This is a genomic window from Streptomyces sp. STR69, from assembly GCF_024519455.1.
GTDB lineage: Bacteria > Actinomycetota > Actinomycetes > Streptomycetales > Streptomycetaceae > Streptomyces.
Map to the genome: position 1 here is coordinate 251,093 of NZ_JALJRY010000008.1, position 22,535 is coordinate 273,627.

Here is a 22,535-nt window from a genome sequence, read left to right on the forward strand (position 1 = left end):
GTGGGAATTCGCGACCGCCTGTCCCGCCTGTTGGCGGAAGCGCCCGCGGCTGCCGAGGCGATCGAGTACGACCGGAACTGGTGGACCTGGGGACAGGTCCAGCGCACCGCGCGGGGCCTCGGCGACGCGCTCGACGCGCTCGGCCTGCCCGCCGGCGCCCGCGTCGGAGTCGTCCTGGAGAACCGGCCCGAGCATGTCGCCGTGGTCGCCGGGGTGATCGCCTCCGGGCGCTGCCTGGTCATGCTCAGCCCGCTCCAGCCCGCCGCCCGGCTCGCCGCCGACATCGCCCGCTGCACCCCACCCGTCGTGGTGTCCGGAGCCGAAGTCCTCGCCCGCGAGGGCGTGTTGGACGCCGTGACCGCACATGGCGCGGCCCTCGAACTGGGCACCGACGGGTCGCTACGGCCGGCGGGCGGCACGGCGCCCGTCGAGGCACCGACCCGCCCGGGCATCGCCGTGGAGATGCTCACCTCCGGTACCACCGGCCCCCCGAAACGCGTCCACCTGCGCATCGGCCAGCTCGACCAGGCCCTCGTCTCTGGCGGCCAGACGCGGAAGGACGACCGGCTCCTGTCGGAGTCGGCGTCCCTCGTGGCCACCCCGCTCGTGCACATCGGCGGACTGTGGCGGGCTCTCGCCTGCCTCGCCACCGGCCGCCGTATGCTCCTGATGCCCAAGTTCGGCGTCGAACCCTGGGTGAGCGCCGTCGAACGCCACCGACTGCGCGCGGCGAGCCTGGTCCCGGCCGCGATTCGCGCCGTACTCGACGCGCGGGTCCCGAAGGAACGCCTCGCCACCCTCCAGGTCGTCACCTCAGGCACGGCCCCCTGCCCGCCGGAACTCGCCGACGCCTTCTTCCGCACGTACGGCATCCCCGTCCTCATGACCTACGGCGCAACGGAGTTCGCCGGAGCCGTCGCCGGCTGGACCCTCCCGCTGCACGAACACTGGTGGCAGCGCAAGGCGGGCAGCGCCGGACGGGCCTTCGCCGGAGTCGAGTTGAGGGTGACCGGCGAGGACGGCACCGAACTGCCGCCCGGCCGGACCGGCCGCCTGGAGGTTCGCACCGAGCAGAGCACCCACGGCGGCCGGACCTGGATGAAGACCAGCGACCTGGCCAGGATCGACGCCGACCGGTTCGTGTGGATCGAAGGCCGCGCCGACGACGCCATCATCCGCGGCGGCTTCAAAGTGCAGCCGGAGACCGTCAAACGCGTCCTGGAGACCCACCCGGCCGTACGCGAGGCGGCCGTCGCCGGACTGCCCGACCCGCGGCTCGGTGAAGTACCGGTCGCGGCGGTCGAGTTGGAGCCTGGGGAGCCCGCACCGGACGCGGCCGAACTCGTCGCACTGTGCCGCACTCACCTCACCCCGTACGAGGTGCCGGCCCACATCGTCGTCCTCGACGAACTGCCCCGCACCCCGTCCAGCAAGGTGAGCCGCGTCGAACTCCTCGACCTCGTAAGGGCCCGGCTCGCCGAGTACACCGGAGCGTCAGCGCCCGAAGGAGTAACTGCGGTGTCCAGCAAGGAGGTTGACCGGTGAGCGAAACCGAGCAGAAGCCCGCCGAGCACTTCGGCATGCTCACGGACGAGGCGGTCGACCGCTCCCGGCTGCGCCTGGGCGTCCCCCAGCCGCAGCGCAACCCGCCGCACAACTACGAGGTGACGTGGGACGGTGCACGCCACTTCGCCTACGGTTACGGCGACGCCAACCCCCTGTACTGCGACCCGGAGTACGCGGCGAAGACCCGCTGGGGCTCGCTCGTGGCACCGCCGACGTTTCTCTACACGATGGGGGAGGACGCGGCCCCGGCACCGGACCCGGAGACCAAGGCGCTGCTCAAGGGCGACCCCTTCGCGGGCCTCGGTTCCTACCAGGCGGTGATGGAGTTCGAGTGGTGGCGGCCCCTCCAACTGGGCGACCGCTGCCGGGTGTTGCAGACCCAGGTCGGCGTCGGGCTCAAGCGCAGCAGCTTCGGCGGACGCACCGCACACGTCGTCCGCGACTACCTCTACGCCAACGGACGCGGCGAGATGCACGCCCTGCGACGCGGCACCTGGATCAACGCCGAGCGGCACACGTCGAAGAAGCGGGCCAAGGAAGCGCTCGAACAACAGCCGTACCCGCCCGAGCAGTTGGCGGAGATCGACGCCGCGTACGCCGCCGAGACCCGGCGTGGCGCCGAACCCCGCTACTGGGAGGACGTCGAGGTCGGCGAGGCACTGCAACCCCGAGTGAAGGGCCCGTTGACCACGACGGACGTGGTCGTCTGGCACCTGGGCTGGGGCATGCAGCTCACCCCGCCCGGCGCCTTCGGTATCGCCGCTGCCGTACGACGCAAGGCCCCCGGTCTCTACCCGCCCAACCGCCTGGGCGTCCCCGACACCGTGCAGCGCCTGCACTGGGAGCCCGAGCGAGCCCGCGAACTCGGCCTCCCCAACCCCTACGACTACGGCGGCATGCGCGAGACCTGGCTCTGCCACCTCCTCACCGACTGGATCGGCGACGACGGCTGGCTGTGGCAACTGCGCTGCGAACACCGCAAGTTCAACTACCTCGGCGACACCACCTGGGTGCACGGCACGGTCGTCGACAAACGGCAGGTGGACGGACGCAGCGAGGTGCACATCGACGTGCGCTGCGAGAACCAGCGCGGCGAAGTCACCACACCCGGCAGGGCAGTTGTGCTGCTGCCGACCAGGGAGCGGGCCGTCGAACTGCCCGAGCCGCCCGCCCGGGACCTGGACGGCATGGTCGCCCACGAACTGGAGCGGTTCGCGGTCAAGTGAACCGCAATCGGGAACGAGAACTCAGGAGGCAAGGTGTCGGACGAGGTGCTGGTGGAGCGCCGGGGCGCGGTCCAGGTCATCACGATCAACCGTCCCAAGGTCAAGAACGCGCTGGACGCCGGGGTTGGCGCCGGAATCGCCGCCGCGGTCGACGAGTTGGACGAGGCGGACGAGCTGCGGGTCGGCGTACTCACGGGAGCGGGGGGCACGTTCTCGGCGGGCATGGACCTCAAGGCGTGGCTGCGCGGTGAGAGCCCCGCGATCGAGGGCCGGGGGCTGTGCGGCATCACCATCACGCCACCGCGCAAGCCGCTGATCGCCGCGGTCGAGGGCTGGGCGCTGGCCGGCGGCTTCGAGCTGCTGCTCGCCTGCGATCTCGTCGTGGCGTCCCGGGCGGCGCGGGTCGGGGTACCGGAGGTGACGCGGTCCCTGGTCGCCCGGGCCGGTGCGGCCCTGCGCCTGCCCGGGCGGGTCCCGTACGCCATCGCGTTGGAGCTGCTGCTGACCGGCGAACCCATCACCGCCGAACGCGCGGCCGAGGTCGGACTGGTCAACCGGCTCACCGACGAGGGCGGTGCGCTCGCGGGCGCGCTGGAACTTGCCGCGACCATCGCGGCGAACGGCCCCCTCGCCGTCGCCGCCACCAAACAGATCGCGCAGTCCGCCGCCGACTGGACGCTGGAGGAGGGCTGGATCCGGCAGGCCGAGATCGCCTCGCCGGTGTTCTCGTCCGAGGACGCTCGGGAAGGGGCCGCGGCCTTCGCCGAGAAACGGCCGCCGGTCTGGAAGGGACGCTGACCGCGTCGTAGAGGCATCGGGATCCCCAAATCAGGCTGCCAGGGAGGGTGTTGTGACCGCAGGACCGTTGTCCGGCTGCCGCGTGGTCGAACTCGGTGGTATCGGGCCGGGCCCGTTCGCCGGCATGCTGCTCGCCGATCTCGGCGCGGAGGTCGTCCGGGTGGACCGGCCCGAGCGGGCGGCCGAACCCGACGCGGGCGGACCCGCGGACGTCCTCAACCGGGGGAAGCGCTCGGTGGTCCTCGACCTGAAACACCCGGCAGGGCCCGCCGCCCTCCTCCAACTCGCCGAGCGCGCCGATGTGTTGATCGAGGGATTCCGCCCCGGCGTCACCGAACGCCTGGGCATCGGCCCCCACGAGTGCCTCGCCCGCAACCCCCGCCTGGTCTACGGCAGGATGACCGGCTGGGGCCAGACAGGACCCCTCGCCGCAGCCGCCGGACACGACCTCACCTACATCGCCCTCACCGGCGCGCTCGGCGCGATCGGCGACGCGGCGGGCCCGCCACAGATACCGCTCAACCTGGTCGGCGACTTCGGAGGCGGCGGCTGCTACCTCGTGATCGGCGTACTCGCCGCGCTGCATGCCGTAGGGCGCACGGGAGTTGGCCAGGTGGTCGACGCGGCCATCGTCGACGGGACGGCCCATCTCCTCGCGAGCACCTTCGGCAAACTCGGGCGCGGGGCCTGGACCGACGAGCGGGGCATCAACCAACTCGACGGCGGCTGGCCGTTCTACGCCGTCTACGAGACCAAGGGTGGCGGACATGTGGCGGTCGGCGCCCTCGAAGCCAAGTTCTACCGGAGCCTGATCGAGCTGCTGAAACTCGACGTCGATCCCGGACTTCAGCACGACCGGTCGACCTGGCCGGAGCTGCGCCGCCGGCTGGCCGAACGCTTCGCCGAGCGCACCCGCGACGAATGGGCGGGCCTGTTCGAGGGCACCGACGCCTGTGTCGCACCTGTCCTCAGTCTCACCGAGGCAGCGGCACACCCCCAACTGGCTGCGCGCGGCAGCCTGTTCGCGCGCGACGGCGTCGTCCAGCCCGCCGCGGCACCCCGCTTCTCGGCGACACCGTCGAGCCCCGGCCCGGCCGCACCACCGGTAGGGGCCGACACCCGCGCCGTCTTCCGGGACTGGGAGATCCCCGACGCCGACGAACTCGTCGACAGCGGGGCCGCCGTCCAGCTGCCCCACTGATACCCACTGATTCCCTCTGACCCCTTTAGTGACCGAGAGGACCTGCCATGCCCGAGGCCGTCATCGTCGACGCCGTACGCACGCCCATCGGCAAGCGCAACGGCTCCCTGGCCGCCGTGCACGCGGCCGACCTGTCGGCACACGTACTGACCGCACTGGTGGAACGAACCGGCGTGGACCCCGGCACCGTGGACGACGTGATGTGGGGCTGCGTCACCCAGATCGGCGACCAGTCGAGCAACATCGCCCGCTTCGCCGCACTGGCCGCCGGCTGGCCCGAGCACGTCCCCGGGGTGACCATCAACCGGGCCTGCGGCTCCAGCCAACAGGCCGTCGACTCCGCCGCGCACGCCGTCATGGCCGGGCAGTACGACCTCGTGGTGGCCGGCGGTGTGGAGACCATGACCAGGGTCCCACTGGGTTCGCACCGGACCGTCGGTCAGCCTTACGGGCCCGCCGTGCTCGCCCGCTACGACGGGTTCCAGTTCAGCCAAGGAGTCGGCGCCGAGCTGATTTCCGAACGGTGGGGCCTCAGCCGCACCCGACTCGACGAGTTCGCCTCCGAGTCGCACGCCAAAGCCGCCGCGGCGATCGACTCGGGTGTGTTCGACGACCACATCGTGCCCATCGAGGTCGACGGCACCAAGTTCACCGTCGACGAGGGCCTGCGACGCGGCACCTCGGTCGAGACCCTCGCCAAACTCAAGCCGTCGTTCAAGGACGACGGTGTGATCCACGCCGGAAACGCCTCCCAGATCTCGGACGGCGCCGCCGCGCTGCTCATCACAACTCCCGAACGGGCAAGGGAGTTGGGCCTCAAGCCGATCGCCCGCTACCACTCCGGCGCGGTCAGCGGCGCCGACCCGATCATGATGCTGACGGGGCCGATCCCGGCGACGGAGAAGGTCCTGCGCAGGTCCGGTCTGTCGATCGAGGAGATCGGTGCTTTCGAGGTCAACGAGGCTTTCGCACCGGTCCCGTTGGCGTGGCTGGCCGAGACGGGGGCCGACCCCGATCGTCTGAACCCGCTGGGCGGAGCGATCGCGGTCGGCCATCCGCTCGGCGGCTCCGGGGCCATCCTGATGACCCGCCTGCTCGCCCGGATGCGGCAACGGAACCTGCGCTACGGCCTCCAGACGATGTGCGAGGGCGGCGGCACCGCCAACGCCACGATCATCGAACTGCTTCCGTGACATCTGTCCTGCGACCGCAGGCTGTCGGTCCTCCGGCTTGACGGAGTCCGGGCCCTCTTCACTCGACCTCGGTACTCCCTTGCCAGTGGCCGAAGACCGGCATCGCCGGATGCGGGCCTGCGACGCGCCGTAGCCCGTACGCGCGCTCGGCCACCGGGCCGCGGGCGGCAGCCGCGAAAGCGGCCCGGTCGGGGTGACCGGTCTTCCGGAGCAGGCTCGCCACATGTTTCTCCACGGTCCGCGGCGAGATGTGCAGCCAGTCGGCGATGTCCTTGTTGCCGATCCGCTCGACGAGCAGCCGGGCCACCTCGAACTCCCGGACGGTGACCCCGCACCGGCGCAGATCGGGCGGTACGTGCTCGGTGCCGGTGCGCCGCTGCCGTACCGGCGCGCCCATGCCGCGCAACAGGCTCCGGCAGGCGGCGGCGACCGCCGGAACGCCGAGGCCGTGGAAGTACTCCTCCGCCTCACGTACCCAGTCGACGGGCTCGCCCCAACCGTCCTCGTACGCCGATCGCGAGACCAGGCGCAGGCACAGGTTGCGTGCCGGCGGGTACGGTGCCGCGGCCTCGAGCGCCGCTGTCGCGGCGGCGGTCGCCTCGGCGGGCCTGCCCTCGCGGCCCAGCAGTACCGCGTGCGCCGCTCCGATGAACTGCCGGTTCCAGCGCGTGCCACCACCGGCTCTGGTGACGTCGGCGTAGTGCCGTCGGCCCGCGCGCCCGGCGAGCACACCCCGGAGCAGCATGACGCCATACATGTCGTGCGCCCCGTACTCGCCGACTCCGGGGTTCTCCTTGTCGTACACGAGAGCCTGCGCGAACTCCCGCTCGGCGGCGTCGTGGTTCTCCTCGAGCAGCGAGCAGAACGCCCGCGCCAGCCCGTACGACATCGGCCGCACACCGGGAGCGTCGTCGACGCCGGGGGCCAGCCGGTCCAGCGCCTCCTCCATTTCGGCGCGCCGCCCCTGGTGTGCGAACCGCACGGCCTCGGCCAACCGCATCATCGACACGGTCGGCCGCAGCCGTAGTCGCGTCGCGGCGATCAGCCCTTCGCGGATTCGCCGGCCGGCCGCCTCGAACTCGCCCCGTCTGACCTGGTCCAGCGCGAGGACGCAGCCGGTCTCGTGGGCGAGCGGGAGCACACTGATCCGCAGGGCCCGCTGCTGGGCCTCTTCGAGCCCGGCCGGCTGTCCGTCGCGCCGCAGCGCGCTCCGGGCCAGGTGCACTTCGGCGGACACCCGCAGGTCGGGGAGCCGGTGCAGATCGGCGATCGCACCGGCGCGCGCGAAGTGTGCCGCGGCAGCCTCCTCGTCGTGTTCCGGGGCCAGGCGCCCGAGCATCAGCAGCGCGCCGCCGAGCACATCCGGGAGATCGGCCTGCTCGGCCGCGTCCGCCGCCCGGCGGGCGTAACCGGCGGCCGTGCGCAGCCGGTCGGGTGCGGGCCGACTCAGCTCCACGCGGGCCGAGGCCAGATCGACGGGCGCGGTGTGCGCGGCGGTCGGGGAGGGGCCGAGCAGCCGACGGGCGACATCGAGATGCCGGAGGGCGTCGGTGGGCCGACCCGCCGACGCGGTGACATCGGCCAGCCGTGCGTAGAGGCCGGCCCGGCGCGCGGCGGGAATCTCGTGGCCGCCCAGTGCTTCGAGGTCGGCGGTCAGCCCGGGTACGGCGTCGAACCGGGCCGCACGCGAGACGGTCTGCAGGAGCAACTCCAGCACCGTGGCACGTAGTTCGGGCGCGGGCCCGGCATCGGCCGACCGCTGTGCCCGGGTGAGCAGGGTCACCGCGCGTTCCACCGCGCCCTCGGTCATCGCTCGTCGCGCCGCCTCGCAGTACAGAGGGACGGCTTCGCGGGTGTCGCCGGCCTGCTCGAACAGGTCGGCGGCGTGGACGCACCATTCGCCGGGCAGCCCCGGATGGAGGTCGACCAGGGTGTTCGCCGCGAGCCGGGCGTATCCGGTGCGCTCCGTCGGCCCGAGATCCTCCAGCAGCACCTGTGCGGCGAGCCGGGGCCGGAACGCGTACCAGTCCGGACTCGACCTGTCCGGTTCGAGGAGGTACGAGGCGACTCCCGCCTGCAGGACCGTGAGGAGTTCGCGATCGTCGCACTCGGCCGCGCGCTGCAGCGCGGAGAGCGGGAAGCGCTGCCCGAAGAGGGCCGCGATCCCGAGGATCGTGCGTCCGCGGGGGTCGAGCCGGCCGGTCCGGCACCTGACACTGCGGGCTACCGCGGCGGGGACGGGGATTCTCCGGGAGCCGTCCGGGGAGTGCAGGGTCACGTCATGGAGGAGTTCCTCGACGACCAGCGGGTTCCCGGTGCTGTCGGCCACCACGGTGTCGACCAGTTCGGCGCTGGCTGCGCCCGGGGCGGATCCCAACCCGGCCACGACCAGGGTGCGCACGTCCGGGCGCCCCAGTGGACGCAGTTCGAGGATCGACGCGGCACCCCGCTGAGACGCCCGGGCGGCCAGCTCGGTCGCCACACAGGGCTCACGACCGGCGATGAGCAGCATCACGGCGGGCTGCTCCGCGAGGTTGTCGAGGACGTACTCGAGGACCGCCAGCGTCTCCGTGTCCGCATCGTGCAGATCGTCGAGCACGAGCAGGAATCCGTGCTCTCGTCCGGCCGCGGCGAGCACGCGCAGAAGGGTCTCGGCGACCATGAGGTGCGACACGACGGCGGTGCCGGGGGCGAAGTCTCCCGGCAGCAGGTGAGCGAGCACCGGCCCGTAGAGGCCCAGTTCGTCCGGGTCCGGCAGCAGGCCGGCCCGGGACAGGGAGAGCAGGGCCTCGACCAGCGGCCGGTACGGCACGACCGACCCGACCGTACCGGCCCGGCCCCGCGCGGTGATCATGCCCGCCGCGGCAGCCGCGCGGAGAGCCTCCACAGCGAGCCGTGTCTTGCCGATACCGGGTTCGCCGGTGACGAAGACCGTGCCGCCACGCCCCGAGCGCGCGGCGGCCAGGGCTGTCATGACCTGCTGCATCTCGGCCTGTCGACCGACGAATTCGCCGCGGGACCCGGCCCCGCCTCCGGACGGACGGATCTGGCCGGCGGTCTGCGTGCCGCTCCCGTGCGACGACGTGTGCCGTGAGTCCAGGGAGCCGGTGGCCGACTGCCCCGTCATGTACCGGACCTGCTGACATTCGCGTGTGCGCATCAACATTCCCCCGATGCCGAGTCGTCCGCGGTCAGCGTGATTCACCGTCATCCGGCTGTCGCGTCGGGTTCCGTTCAGCGGACCGGATCCGGCGCTTCCCGCCCGGGCGATGACGACCTGGTGCACGGGAACACGACCAGGCCAAACAGCTCACGTTACCGGCTCCGGCGACCCCAGGACACGGGGCAGGACCACCACCATTCGCGCCGGCCGGGAGCGCGTGTTCCTGGGGGTGGCGCACCCGGAATACGGGGTGTTTTCCCTGATGTACGCGTCCGGCGCGCGCCGTTGACTGGCTCAGCCGACCGGTCGGTACCTGTTCCATCCCCGGAGCGCGGCAAAGCGCTCTCGACCACCGAGGAAGTGACCCGCATGAGCGTTCTGAAGCTGCAGACGATCGAACCGCGGACGGAGAACAGCAGCGCTCTGGTGCTGAGCATCACCAGCAGCCTGAGCAGCACCTGCTGCAGGAACCCCGCCTGAGCGGCATCTGCTGCAGGACACCCGCCTGAGCGGTGCCTGCAGCCGGTGATCTGACGGCGTGAACCATGCGGGCAGCGCACGCACCGCGCGCCCCGCATGGTTCGCGCCGCCCCGGCGCGCCCTCGTCGACCGCCCGCCAGGTTCCTCGGACAAACTCACAGAGGCAGACATGATCAACGAACGATGGGTCTACCGATTCCCCTTCTGCTGGAACGACAGCCTGTTCTTCGACCCGCTCGACGTCTCCTACGAGCCGCATCCCGACCACTTCCTCGCCTCCCTCGACGACCGGGTGCGGTCACGATTCGTCCGCAAGGGCATTTGGTGGAGCTACCGGCACAACGAGAACCTGCCCGCGCAGGGGTGGAAGATCCACGTGTCGGCGAACCAGCGCAACGTGCGCGAGGTCGCCGCCTCGGTGATCGGGTATCTGACCGAGCACGACATCGACTTCAAGATCGCTCTCGATCTCACCGTCTTCGAGATGCTGAGTTCGAAGGCCATATCGCGGGGCAGCGGCGGGAAACTCGTGACCGTCTACCCGCGGGACGACGACGAGTTCCGGTCGTGTCTGGCCGACCTCGCCAAAGTCCTGGACGGCGCCGAGGGCCCGTACGTCCTGTCGGACCTTCGGTACCGCGACTGCAAGGCGCTCTACTTCCGGTACGGGCAGTTCCTGGACACCCACTCCGTCGACGTCCTGGGCCGGCCGGTGCCCCACATCACGGGGCCGGACGGGCCGGTCGCCGACGACCGACGCCCCGGATACGCCCAACCGTGGTGGGTGGCCTGGCCGTTCACCGACTGGAAGCCCCCGGCCGACCCCGATGAGGACGGCCTGCTCGCGGGCCGCTTCCGGGTGACCGGGGCGCTGCAGTTCTCCAACAGCGGTGGGGTGTACACCGCCGAGGACACGGCGAACGACGACCGTGTGGTGGTCCTCAAGGAAGCCCGCCCGCACACCAACGTCGACCCGCGGCAGGACCACGACGCCGTGGACATCCTCAACCGCGAGTGGGTGTTCCTGAACCGGTTGGCCGACGTCGGCTCGTTCCCCGTCCCGATCACCACGTTCCGCCACTGGGAACACCACTTCATCGCGGAGGAGTTCGTCGACGGCACCGACATCCGCTCCATGCTGCTCGAACGCAACCCGCTCGCCCGGCTCGGACCCGGTGGCGTCACGCAGTCGCGGGAGTTCCTGCGGATCTTCCTCGCCGTCTTCCGAGGACTCGCGCGTGCGCTCCGGGCCGCCCACGACCGCAACGTGATCCTCGGCGACTTCACCGCCGCGAACGTGCTCATCGACCCGGACACCCTCCAGGTCACCATCGTCGACCTGGAAACGTGCCGACTGACCGAGGCCGACCCCGAGCACGCGCACCTGGAGGCACCGGTCGAGCTGTACACACCCGGGTTCAGCAACTTCCGGCGCCGCTTCGCCGCATCCGCGGTCGAGGACGACCAGTTCGGCCTGGCCATGACCATGGCCTACTTCATCTTCCCGGTCGCGGCCCTGTCGTACCTGCGCGAGGACATCCTGGACCGCTACCGGGTCTTCACCGACAGCCTCGGCTGGCCGTCGCGGATCCACGAGATGCTCACGGACCTGGCGCGGGCGCGGGTCACGCTCACGGACGTACTGAGCGAACTGGAGCACGAGGACGACCTGATCGACCAGGTCCGTGCCGTGCCGGTGCGGCCGGTCGTCGAGGAACGACTCGGCCTGGCGGAGACCGAGGCGGGACTGGCGGCCTTCATCGACGCCGTCGCCGACACCGACCGGCCCACGCTCTTCCCCGTCGACCCGTTCGCCCACGTCACCAACCCCCTGAGCCTCGGCTTCGGTGCGAGCGGCGTCCTGTGGGCGCTGAACGCCTCGGGCGTCCCGCTCCGGCCGGAATGGCTGGGGCGACTGCGCGACGACCTGGCCGACATCGACCTGGCCCAGTACCCGGCCGGCCTCATGAACGGGTTGGCCGGCATCGCCTGGGCGACCGACACACTCGGATTCCGTACGCAGGCCACGCAGTTGCTGGCGCAGGCCAACCGGCGCGCACACGAGTCCGGCGACCCCACCTTCTACTACGGCCTGGCCGGCGTGGGAATGACGAACCTGCGCTTCTACCTCCATGACCGCGACGAACGTCACCTCGCCGCGGCGCGGGACTGCGCGCGGGCTCTGCGCGAGGCAGCCCAGCACGACGGCGAACGGGCCCACTGGCGCAACGAGTTCACGAGTGAGAAACCGTTCACCGGCCTGGGCTTCGGCCAGGCGGGCGTCGCGATGTTCCTGCTGCGCATGCACCAGATCACCGGGGACGAGTGGTGTCTGAACCTTGGCCGCAGCGCACTGGCCTGGGAGATGGCACACGCCGAGCGGCAAGACGACGGCAATGTCACGTTCGACCACTACGGCACCGCGGAGCCCTATGTCGAGGTGGGTTCCGCCGGTGTCGCCCGAGTGCTCCTGCGCTACGGCGACCTGGATTCCGCTCGGACCGTCCTGCGCGCACTGGACGTCCGGCAAGCCGTGCTGCCGGGGTTCTCGTTCGGTATGTCCGGGATCGCCGACACGCTTCTCGACGCGGTCTCGATCACCGGCGATACCGCCTACCGGAACATCGCAGTGCGGCAACTCGACTTCGTGAGGCGGCTGTTCCTGTTCGAGCCGGACAAGCGGTTCGGGGTGGCGCGACACGGCGAGGCGGTGCCCCTGGGCTCGCCCGGCGACGGACTGCTGCGCTGCTCCACCGACTACCTCACCGGCTCGGCCGGCATCCTGCGGGTGCTCCACCGCGTGAACCACGGCGGCACCGCCGACTTCCTGCTGGACGAGGTGTCGGGGTGAAGGAACTGTGGCTCACCCTCAGGGGCCACCGGACCCAGTTCTTGATGATCGTGCTCATCGAGGCGGCCCTCGGCGGGACCGAGGCCCTGGTGCATCCCCTGCTGCTCAAGGCCCTGTTCGACCAGGCGATCCTGACCGGCCGCTTCCGCAGGTTCGTCGTACTCGCCGCCTGCTACCTCCTGCTCGGCCTCACCCTGAGCCTCGGGGGCTACTGGGTGGCGCGATGGCGCAAGGGGTTCGAGAACACGTTCACGCTGGACCTGGAGATGGAGCTGCTGGACCGCGCACTCGACCAGGACGGACGGCGGATGGCACAGGCCGGCAACGCCTCCTTCGTCAGCCGGGTCCACAACGACGTCAAGGAAGGGGTCCTGCCGGCCGTCGACGTCTGTATCCGCATCGCGAAGCAGGGCGTCTCGTCCGTCGTGTTCATCGGCGTGCTGCTGTACCTGTCCTGGCAGGCCAGTCTCATCCTGCTCGTCATCGTGCCGCCGCTGGTGTACGTCAGCAACCGCATCGCCAAGCGCATCCAGGACAACACGGAACCGGAGCGCGAGGCGGAGGCGCAGTACGTCAACACGCTGTCCCGGACCCTGGAGTCCTTCCACGCACTGCGCGGCCTGCCGGCGCTGCTGTCCGGCACCCGGGCCGCCAACAGGAAGGCGCTGCGCGGCTTTCTCGGCATCACCTTCACCAACTTCCGGCTCACCCAGAAGCAGAGCACGCTGAGCGACCTCGTCATGAACCTCTCCGACACCACCTCGATGATCACCGGGGCGTACTTCGTGTTCGCCGGCCGGATGACGTTCGGCAGCTTCCTCGCCTACGTGAACTCGCTGTGGCGGGCCGTCACCGGAATCTTCGAGCTCGTCAACATGATTCCGCAGGCCCGCCGGAACACCGCCGTGCTCAGGCGGATCACCGCCCTGCGCGCCTCCGCCATGTCGCCGTACCACGACGAGGGACACGCGGTACTGGTTCACGCGGCCCGCGTCGCATACGACGACGGCGCGGACGTGACGATCGACGACTTCGAACTGGGCGCCGGCGAGCACGTCCTGCTCCGGGGCCCCAATGGCTGCGGCAAGACGACGCTCCTGCACATCATCGCCGGAACGCTCTCCCCCGACCGCGGGATGGTCATGCTGCCGACCCGGGTGGCCGCTCTGACCGCTCCGGTCAACCTGCCCCCGTTGCCGGTTCGCGAGCTGGTCGCCGATGTACGGGTGCGCACGGCCATGGGGCTCGACGGGGTGGCTGACCAGCTCCCCTCGGAGCTGTCGTCCGGCCAACGACAGCGGGCCGGGGTCGCGGCGCTCCTCTGCGAGGAAGCGGACGTGTACCTCGTCGACGAGCCGTTCGCCAACCTCGACGAGACCGGCAGGGACCTGGTGCTGCGGGCGCTGAAACAGCACACCCACGGGCGCGGCCTGCTCGTGGTGCACCACGGCGACGAGCATCTCGACAGCCGGTTCGACCGCGTGGTCACCTTGTCCGCGACCGCCGCTCACCCCTGAGCCGTCACACACCGTCAGGTGTCACCAGGCGACGGGCAACTCGTAGATGCCGTAGGCCTGCGAGTCCTCCTTGAACTTCAACTCCGAGACGTCGACGGCGAGTCGGAGCGTCGGTATCCGGCGGAACAGCGTGCTGAACACGACGTGGAGTTCGATGCGGGCGAGTTGCTGGCCCACGCACTGGTGCGGGCCCCAGCCGAACGCGTGGTGGTGGGCGGCGCTGCGGGTGAGGTCGAGCTTCTCGGGGTCGGGGAACGCCTGCGGGTCCCAGTTGGCGGCCGGCAGCGACGCGACGACCCCCTCGCCCGCGCGGATGATCTCACCGTCGATCTCGATGTCCTCGACGACGGCCCGGCGTGCCAGGAGATGCGGGATGGTGAGGTAGCGCAGCAGCTCCTCGACCGTGCTCGTCACGTACTTCGCGTCGTCCGAGTGCTCGCGCAGGCCCGCGAGTTGGTCCGGGTTCTCCAGCAGCAGCGCGGTGCCCAGCGTGATCATGTTGGCGCTGGTGTCGTGCCCGGCGACGAGCAGGATGTGCCCCAGGGGCGCGGCCTCCTCCATGGACAGCTCGCCCGCCTTGATGCGCGCGCCGAGGTCGGAGAGGACGTCCTCGCCAGGGGTGTCCATCTTGGCCTCGATGAGCCCGGCGATGTAGCGGCGCACGGTCGCCGTGCTCTTCGCCGCCTTCTCCGGCGTCTTGAAGCGCGCGTTGGTGACTCCCGCGTGCTCCTGGAAGAAGTCGTGGTCCTCGTACGGCACCCCGAGCAGCGCGCAGATCATCAGCGACGGCAGCGGGAGCGACAGCGCCTCGTTCAGCTCGGTCGGGTTGGGACCCGCCAGCATCTTGTCGATGAGGTCGTCAGTGATCCGCTGGATCTCCGGGCGGATCTTCTCCATCCGGTGCCGGGTGAACGAACTGGTGAGCATCCGACGCCACCGCGTGTGCTCCGTCCCGTCGGTGTTGTTGATCGACGGCTGGATATGTGCCGCGTGCGCCTTCATCGCCTCGGTCGTGTGCGGATATCCGGGCGCACCGATATTCGCGCTGAGCCGGGGATCGGTCAGCAACTGCCGCTGGGCCGCGTGGGTCGTGACGACCCAGGGGGTCGTGCCGTCCCACGTCCTGGCCCGCACCAGCGCCTTGCCCGAGTCGTGCAGTTCCAGCAGGCCCGGCGGCGGCGCGAACGGGCACTCGCCCGATCGGGGCGACGGGTACTCCGGGAGGTCCTCGGAGATGTCGGTTCCGGCCACGCTCTCGGTCATGGTTCAGTCGTCCTCTCGTCGGCCCCGCACCTGACGGAACCATACGTCGACCGATCGGTACAATCAATCTCCTGGAAACCTTTAAGGGGCCGGTGAAGAAATGTTAGGCATGCGTATTGACCGAGTGGTCCATTTATCGGCCGGGTGAGTCAGCGGGGCTCCCGCGGCAGCCCGAGCCCCCGCTCGGCCACCTGTGTGCGCAGCACCTCGTTCGCCCCGCCGGCGATCGTGTACGCCCGCGAGTACAGATGCGCGTCCTGCCACCAGCCATCCGCTACGACGTCCTCGTCGCCCTCGACCAGCAGCCCGTCCGTGCCTTGCAGGCTCAGGCCGAAGTCGACCAGGTCGTGGTTCAGCTCGCTGAAGAAGATCTTGCCGAGGAGGGAGTCGGTGGGCCCTTCCGTGCCGTGCAGCATCCGTGACTGGGCGAGCCCGATCAACGCGGCGTTCACCTGTACCCGCGTGGCCAGTTCGCCGATCGCCTGCCGGGTCGCGGAGTCGTCCAGCGCGGGCCCGCCGTTGACAGAGGTGTGTGCGGCTAGACGCAGCAAGTCGTCGAGTACGGCGACCAGTTCGACACCGCGCGCGGCCACACCGGAACGCTCATGGCCGAGGCTGCTCATCGCCACCCGCCAGCCGTCGTCGACCCGGCCGATCACGTTCGCGGCCGGGATGCGGACGCCGTCCAGGAACACCTCGTTGAAGTCGGTGGTCCCGGTGATCTCCCGCAGCGGCCGGATCTCGACGCCCGGGCTGCGCAGGTCGAGGGCGAACGCCGTGATGCCCTTGTGTTTCGGGGCCTCGCGGTCGGTGCGCGCGAGCAGGTAACCCATGTCGGCGTGCTGGCCGTTGGTCGTCCACACCTTCTGGCCGTCCACGACGAACACCTCGTCGTCGCCCTCACCTTCGCGGACCGCCCGTGTCCGCAGTGCCGCCAGGTCGCTGCCCGCCTCCGGTTCGCTGAACAGCTGGCACCACACGTCCTCGCAGGAGCGGATACGGGGCAGGAAGCGCGCCCGCTGGTCGTCGGTGCCGAACTCCAGCAGTGCGGCCGAGGCCAGCGAGGCGGCGCCGATCGGCTGCCAGGTGCGGGCGCGGGCGATCTCCTCCGCCACGACCGAGGATTCGAGAGGGTGGGCGTCGGGCCGGCCGCCGTACTCGGCCGGCCAGTCGATGCCGAGGAGACCCGCCTCGTACAGTTTCGCCGTCCACTGCCGGATCGCCGGCATCAGTTCGGGCTCGGGTGCGCGCACCCCCGTGTGGGTCTTGATGCCGGGGGAGTGTTCGGCGACGAAGGCGCGCACCTTCCGCCGGAACGCTTCGAGCTCTGGCGTGGACTCAAGTCGCATCGCTGTCGGCTCCCTGTTCTCGTGCCGCGGCCCAGAAATGAGGTTACTCTAACTGGGCCGATCACCCGGTTGCCAGTGCCCGAGACCATAAAAAGTGGCCTCAACTTGGTTCGAGGTGCCCGAACGGCACGCCTCCGGCCCAGGTGACGAATAGACTGGGGATCCGCAATATCCGCCCCAGAGGAGTTGGCCATGGCGACTGCCGTCGACCGCGAGCCCGCCGACGGTGAGGCCGGCGTCCCGGTCGGCAAGCTGGCCGCGCAGACCGCCCGCCGTATCGAGGCGACCGTGATCCGTCAGGGCTGGCCGGTGGGCGAGTCGTTGGGGTCCGAGGTGGATCTGCGGGAGCGGCTGGGGGTGAGCCGGGCGGTGCTGCGCGAGGCGGTACGGCTCGTCGAGCACCACCAGGTGGCCAGGATGCGGCGCGGCCCGAACGGTGGCCTGATCGTCTGCGCACCCGACGCGGGACCGGCCACCCGCGCCATGGTGATCTACCTCGAATACGTCGGCACCAGCGTCACCGATCTGCTCCAGGCCCGCCTCCTGCTGGAACCGATCGCCGCCGGACTGGCCGCCGACCGCATCACCGAGCAGGGCATCGACACCCTTCGCACCACGCTCGACGCCGAACTCGACCACTGGGACGAACCCGGCGTCCACTCGCAGGACCCCCTCCACCCCGTGCTCGCCCAGTTGTCGGGCAACCCGGTGCTGCACCTGTTCGTCGACGTGCTCACCCGGCTCACCGCCCGCTACGCGCACACCTCCCGCCGTATCTCCAAGACCGAGATGCACGCGGCGAAGGACACCTCGCACCGCGCGCACAAGGCCGTCGTCGACGCGGTGATCGCCGACGACGGAGCCCGCGCCCAGACGGAGTTGACCGCGCATCTGGAGTCGGTGGCCGGCTGGATCGAGAAGCACCGGGTGCGGCGGGGGCAGCGGATCGCGGGCAATGTCGTCGAGCCCGAACTGGTCGAGGGCCCGCGGGCCAAGCTCGCCGAAGTCGTCGCGGCCCGGATCCACGACGACATCGCCGCGCGCGGCTGGCAGACCGGCATGGTGCTCGGTTCGGAGGCCGACCTGCTGGCTCGCTACTCGATCAGCCGAGCCGTACTCCGGGAAGCCGTACGGCTGTTGGAGTACCACTCGGTCGCCCGGATGCGCCGCGGCCCCGGCGGCGGACTGGTCGTCACCGAGCCCGAGCCGCAGGCCAGCATCGACACCATGGCGCTGTTCCTGGAGTACCAGGGCGTCACCGCCGACGACCTGCGGATCGTGCGCAACGCCATCGAACTCGGCATCGTCGCCCGGGTCACCGCGAGAGTGGCAGAAGGCGACAAAGAGGTGACCGAACGGCTCGGCAAGGCCGTTCGCTGGAGCACGGAGGGCCCCGCCGACGATCCGCGCAAGGCCGACCTCTTCCACACCGAACTGGCCGCACTCTCCGACAATCCGGTGCTGTCGCTGTTCCTGTCGATCATCACCGAACTGTTCCGCCGCCACGCCTCCGGCCACGACCGTCCGCTGCCCGGAGACACGGCGGCCGACGAGGTCCAGCACGTCCACCAGCGGATTCTCGACGCCATCGTCGAGGGTGACGCAGGTGTGGCGCGGCACCGGATGCGTCGCCACCTGGACGCGCTGATCCCCTGGTGGCACTGATCCCCTGACGCTCAACCGGCAACGCCCCTGTGCGGCCTTCGGGCCCACGGGGGCGTTCTGCTGAACCGGGCTGTGTCGGGCGAGGCTAATTAGGTATACTGAATAGGTCGAGCCGAAGGAGATCCGATGCGCCGGACCCTGTTCGAAGAGACCCATGAGGACTTCCGTCTGCTGGTCCGTGACTTCATCGCCCGCGAGGTGCTCCCGTCGTACGAGGACTGGCGGCGTGCCGGACTCGTCCCCCGGGACCTGTTCACCGCACTGGGCAAGCTCGGCATCATCGGTACGTCGATCCCGGAGGAGTACGGCGGGGGCGGCCAGGACGACTACCGCTACAACGCCGTGATCCAGGAGGAGTGCGCCCGCGCCTGCGTCACGCTCGGCGGCCTGCGCACCCACCTCGACATCGTCGTCCCGTACTTCACCGGCCTGGCCAATGCCGAGCAACGGGCGCGCTGGCTACCGGGGTTGGCCTCCGGCGAGCTGTACACCGCAATCGCGATGAGCGAACCGGCCACCGGGTCCGACCTCGCCGGCATCACCACCCGCGCGGTCCGCGACGGCGACCACTTCGTTCTCAACGGGGCCAAGACCTTCATCACCGGCGGCCACCACGCCGACCTGGTGATCGTGGTCGCCCGCACCACCGTGGACCCGGACAACCGGCGCGCCGGTCTCTCCCTCCTCGTGGTGGAGAAAGGCACGCCCGGCTTCACCGTCGGGCGCAAGCTGGAGAAGATCGGCCTGGCCGTCCAGGACACCGTGGAACTCGCCTTCGACGACGTCCGCGTGCCCGGCGCCAACCTCCTCGGCGAGGAAGGCGCCGCCTTCACCCTCCTCGGCCGCAACCTCGCCCAGGAACGCCTGGCCATCGCCGTCGGCGCGGTCGCCCAGGCCCGCACCGCGATCGACCTGACCGTCACCTACGTCCGCGACCGGAACGTGTTCGGAAAGCCACTGGCCCAGTTCCAGAACACGAAGTTCGAACTCGCTGCCCTGGACGCCGAGTTGACCGCCGCGCAGGCCCTGCTCGACGCGGCGATCACCGCGCTCGTCGCGGGCGAACTGGACCCCGTGGACGCGGCGCGCACCAAGCTGTTCTGCACCGAGACACAGGGCCGCGTGGTCGACCGCTGTCTCCAACTGCACGGCGGCTACGGCTACATCCTCGAATCCCCGATCGCCCGCCTGTATGCGGACGCCCGAGTGACCCGTATCTACGGCGGCACCAGCGAGGTCATGAAGCTCATCATCAGCAAGTCCCTGGGCCTTTGAGGCCCTGCAGAACTCGCCTTCAAAACCCCGCAGTCCATGAGGAGTTGGGTGTGAACATCGACGGTTCAGCGGCACTCGTCACCGGCGGCGCCTCCGGGCTCGGCCTCGCCACCGCGCGACGCATCATCGAACGCGGCGGACGTGTCGTCCTCGCCGACATCTCCGAGGAACAGGGCGTCAAGGCCGTCGCCGACCTCGGCGAGGCCGCTCGCTTCGTCCGTACCGACGTCACCGACGCGACCGAGGTCACCGCCGCCCTCGACGCCGCGGAGCAACTCGGCACCCTGCGCGTCGTCGTGCACTGCGCCGGACGCGGCGGCGACCGCACCCGGATCATCGACCGCGACCGCAACCCCGGCGAACTCGACACCTTCGCCGAGGTCATACGCGTCAACCTGATCGGCACCTACAACGTCCTGCGCCTCTCCGCCGCCCGCCTCGCCGGCAACGAGGCGGTCGACGGCGACCGGGGCGCCGTAGTGCTCACCGCGTCGGTCGCGGCCTTCGACGGCCAGATCGGGCAGACCTCCTACACCGCCGCCAAAGCCGGAGTCCACGGCATCACCCTCGTCGCCGCCCGCGACCTGGCCAGTTGGCAGATCCGCGTGAACACCATCGCCCCCGGCATCATGGACACCCCGATGCTCGGCCGCCTCCGCGCCGACATCCGCGACGGCCTGGCCGCCTCCGTGCCGCACCCCAAGCGCCTCGGCGACCCGGACGACTTCGCCCGCCTCGCCGTGGAGATGCTGGAGAACCCGTACCTCAACGGCCAGACCGTCCGCCTCGACGGCGCCATCCGCATGGCCCCGCGATGACGATGACGGCGGACGGCGAGACCGATGAGACCGACGAGCAGTTCCGCGCCCGTCTGCGCGCCTTCCTCACGGAGCATCACCCCGGGCGCCGCCCCAAGGACCCCGTCGAGCGCGTCGCCTGGCAGAAGAAGTGGCTCGCCACGCTCTACGACGCCGGTTACGCAGGCCCGAGTTGGCCGCGCGAGTACGGCGGCATGGACCTGTCCTTCGCACGCCAGGTCAGCTACCAGGAGGAGTACGCCCGCGCCCGCGTCCCCGGCCCCCTGGGCACCGGACTGGGAATCGCCGCTCCCACCCTCATCAAGTACGGCACGCCCGAGCAGAAGGAGCGCCACCTGCGCCCCATGCTGCGCGGCGACCTGGTGTGGGCCCAGGGCTACTCCGAACCGGAGGCGGGCTCGGACCTCCCCGCGCTGCGCACGACGGCACGGCGCGAGGGCGCGGAGTACGTCGTCAACGGGCAGAAGGTGTGGAACAGTTCGGCCGACATCGCCGACATCGTCTTCACCCTCGTCCGCACCGGTCCGCCCGACTCCCGCCAGGACGGCATCAGTTACCTCCTGATTGATGCCCACGCCCCGGGAGTGACCGTACGGCCGCTGCGCGACCTGACCGGCGACGCCCACTTCTGCGAGATCTTCCTCGACGACGTCCGTGTACCGGTCGACAACCGCATCGGCGAGGAGAACGGCGGCTGGCCCCTGGTGCGGACGAGCCTGGGGCATGAGAGAGCAGCAGGGGCGATGAACCAAGCGGCCCTGTACCGACGGGTGTTGGACGAGTTGATCGAACTCGCCCACGAGCGCGGGGCCACGGCCGACCCGATCGTCCGCGACCGGCTCGCCGACTTCGAGATCCGGGTGCGTGTCATGCGGCTCACCGGCATGCGCACCATCGCCGACATCATGGCCAAGGGCGAGCCAGGGCCCGCCTCTTCGACGGCACGGCTGTCCATCGTGACCTTCGAGCAGGAACTGCACGAGTTCGCGCTCGACCTGCTCGGACCGTACGGCATCCTCGACCGCCGCGACCCGCACGCGGTCCAACGCGGGCGCTGGGTATGGGGGTTCCTGCGCACCCGCGCCTCGTCGATCGGTGCGGGCACGGCCGAGATCCAGCGCAACACGATCGCCGAGCAGGTGCTCGGCCTGCCCCGCGACCCGGCGATGCCGACCGTGGAGAGGACCCGATGAAGGCCGCACGCTGCACGGAGTACGGGCCGCCCGGCGGTCTCTCGGTCGTCGAGCTCGACGACCTCCGGCCCGGACCGGGCGAGGTGCTGGTCCGGGTGCACGCGGCGGCGGTGAACTTCCCGGATGTGCTGATCGTGGCGAACCGCTACCAGGTGCCCGCGCCGCTGCCGTTCACTCCGGGCAGTGAATTCGCCGGTGTGGTAGCGGAGTTGGGGCCGGGCGTGTCCGGCCCGACCGTCGGTTCACCCGTCGCCGGGGCGGTGCTCACCGGCGCGTTCGCCGAACAGGTCGTGGTGCCCGTCGCGAGCCTGCGCCAGGTGCCCGAGGGCCTCGACATGGTGCACGCCGCCGCGTTCCACGTCACGTACGCCACCGCGTACCACTCCCTGGTCACGGTCGGACAGGGCAGCGCGGGGGAGTGGGTGGCGGTGCTCGGCGCGGCCGGCGGGGTCGGTTCGGCGGCGGTCGACATCGCGACGCGGCTCGGTATGCGGGTGGTCGCAGCCGCGTCGAGCCAGGAGCGGCTGACGGTCGCCCGCAAGCTCGGAGCCGAGGCCGGCGTCGACTACGTGCACGAGGATCTCAAGCTCCGCACAAGGGAGTTGACCGGCGGAGAGGGCGCCCACCTCGTGATCGACCCGGTGGGCGGCGACCACGCGGAGGCCGCGCTGCGCGCACTGCGCCGGGGCGGCCGGTTCGTCACGGTCGGGTACGCGGACGGCAAGATCCCACGCATCCCCTTGAACCTGGTGCTGCTCAAGGACCTGGTCGTGCGGGGCTTCGAGATCCGTACTGTGCGGCAGTACTCCCCGGACGCCGTGGCCGCCGCCGACCGTGCCCTCGCCGCGATGGTCCGGGACGGGATGCGCCCGTTGGTCTCCCGGGTTCACCCGCTGGGCGATGTCGCTTCCGCCCTGACCGATGTCGCCGAGCGCAGGACCACCGGCAAGGTGGTCCTGGATCTCATGTCGTAGCAA

At 70.6% G+C, this 22,535-nt stretch carries 16 protein-coding genes; 13 read left to right on the top strand and 3 right to left on the bottom strand.

Annotated elements, in window-relative coordinates:
• From OC490_RS17405 to OC490_RS17425, 5 genes are read left to right on the top strand one after another with little or no spacing between them, the layout of a single operon-like run.
• Positions 1-1,545, top strand: a complete 1,545-nt coding sequence (locus OC490_RS17405) for a class I adenylate-forming enzyme family protein (RefSeq protein ID WP_262058859.1) — start codon at positions 1-3, stop codon at positions 1,543-1,545.
• Positions 1,542-2,792 carry a MaoC family dehydratase N-terminal domain-containing protein gene (locus OC490_RS17410; protein WP_262058860.1) on the top strand — a complete coding sequence of 417 codons (1,251 nt, stop codon included), beginning with the start codon at positions 1,542-1,544 and terminating at the stop codon, positions 2,790-2,792. Before OC490_RS17405 ends, OC490_RS17410 begins: the two co-directional genes overlap by 4 nt.
• A gap of 33 nt (positions 2,793-2,825) precedes the next feature.
• Entirely contained in the window at positions 2,826-3,590 is a 765-nt protein-coding gene (locus OC490_RS17415; protein WP_262058861.1) for a crotonase/enoyl-CoA hydratase family protein, read from the top strand.
• A 52-nt stretch (positions 3,591-3,642) separates the two neighbouring features.
• Positions 3,643-4,791, top strand: a complete 1,149-nt coding sequence (locus OC490_RS17420; RefSeq protein ID WP_262058862.1) for a CaiB/BaiF CoA transferase family protein — start codon at positions 3,643-3,645, stop codon at positions 4,789-4,791.
• A 47-nt stretch (positions 4,792-4,838) separates the two neighbouring features.
• Positions 4,839-5,984, top strand: coding sequence for a thiolase family protein (locus OC490_RS17425; RefSeq protein ID WP_262058863.1), 1,146 nt, complete (start codon positions 4,839-4,841; stop codon positions 5,982-5,984).
• Between the two features lie 58 nt (positions 5,985-6,042).
• Here the strand turns inward: OC490_RS17425 and OC490_RS17430 are convergent, their stop codons facing one another.
• Entirely contained in the window at positions 6,043-9,144 is a 3,102-nt protein-coding gene (locus OC490_RS17430) for a helix-turn-helix transcriptional regulator (protein ID WP_262058864.1), read from the bottom strand.
• A gap of 372 nt (positions 9,145-9,516) precedes the next feature.
• Here OC490_RS17430 and OC490_RS17435 point away from each other — a divergent pair, with 372 nt between their 5' ends.
• From OC490_RS17435 to OC490_RS17445, 3 genes are all read left to right on the top strand, one after another.
• Complete coding sequence (locus tag OC490_RS17435; RefSeq protein WP_200709269.1) at positions 9,517-9,627, top strand: class III lanthipeptide; 111 nt, start codon at positions 9,517-9,519, stop codon at positions 9,625-9,627.
• A 169-nt stretch (positions 9,628-9,796) separates the two neighbouring features.
• Complete coding sequence (gene lanKC / locus OC490_RS17440) at positions 9,797-12,478, top strand: class III lanthionine synthetase LanKC (protein WP_262058865.1); 2,682 nt, start codon at positions 9,797-9,799, stop codon at positions 12,476-12,478.
• On the top strand, positions 12,475-13,995 hold the full coding sequence (locus OC490_RS17445; protein WP_262058866.1) for an ATP-binding cassette domain-containing protein: 1,521 nt from the start codon (positions 12,475-12,477) through the stop codon (positions 13,993-13,995). Before lanKC ends, OC490_RS17445 begins: the two co-directional genes overlap by 4 nt.
• Before the next feature lie 21 nt (positions 13,996-14,016).
• Here the strand turns inward: OC490_RS17445 and OC490_RS17450 are convergent, their stop codons facing one another.
• On the bottom strand, positions 14,017-15,258 hold the full coding sequence (locus OC490_RS17450) for a cytochrome P450 (protein ID WP_262058867.1): 1,242 nt from the start codon (positions 15,256-15,258) through the stop codon (positions 14,017-14,019).
• 149 nt (positions 15,259-15,407) lie between these two features.
• Entirely contained in the window at positions 15,408-16,607 is a 1,200-nt protein-coding gene (locus tag OC490_RS17455; protein ID WP_262058868.1) for an acyl-CoA dehydrogenase family protein, read from the bottom strand.
• A gap of 192 nt (positions 16,608-16,799) precedes the next feature.
• On the opposite strand from OC490_RS17455, the gene OC490_RS17460 reads away from it, so the two are divergent.
• The 5 genes from OC490_RS17460 (at position 16,800) to OC490_RS17480 (ending at position 22,532) form a co-directional block, all read left to right on the top strand.
• On the top strand, positions 16,800-18,272 hold the full coding sequence (locus OC490_RS17460; RefSeq protein WP_262058869.1) for a FadR/GntR family transcriptional regulator: 1,473 nt from the start codon (positions 16,800-16,802) through the stop codon (positions 18,270-18,272).
• Between the two features lie 126 nt (positions 18,273-18,398).
• On the top strand, positions 18,399-19,547 hold the full coding sequence (locus tag OC490_RS17465; protein ID WP_262058870.1) for an acyl-CoA dehydrogenase family protein: 1,149 nt from the start codon (positions 18,399-18,401) through the stop codon (positions 19,545-19,547).
• Positions 19,548-19,597: 50 nt separating this feature from the next.
• Positions 19,598-20,365, top strand: a complete 768-nt coding sequence (locus OC490_RS17470; protein WP_262058871.1) for an SDR family NAD(P)-dependent oxidoreductase — start codon at positions 19,598-19,600, stop codon at positions 20,363-20,365.
• Positions 20,362-21,558 carry an acyl-CoA dehydrogenase family protein gene (locus tag OC490_RS17475; RefSeq protein ID WP_262058872.1) on the top strand — a complete coding sequence of 399 codons (1,197 nt, stop codon included), beginning with the start codon at positions 20,362-20,364 and terminating at the stop codon, positions 21,556-21,558. The genes OC490_RS17470 and OC490_RS17475 overlap by 4 nt, the downstream gene beginning before the upstream one ends.
• Positions 21,555-22,532 (top strand): NADPH:quinone oxidoreductase family protein, encoded by a 978-nt coding sequence (locus OC490_RS17480; RefSeq protein WP_262058873.1) that lies wholly within the window; start codon positions 21,555-21,557, stop codon positions 22,530-22,532. The genes OC490_RS17475 and OC490_RS17480 overlap by 4 nt, the downstream gene beginning before the upstream one ends.
• Positions 22,533-22,535: the final 3 nt, after the last annotated feature.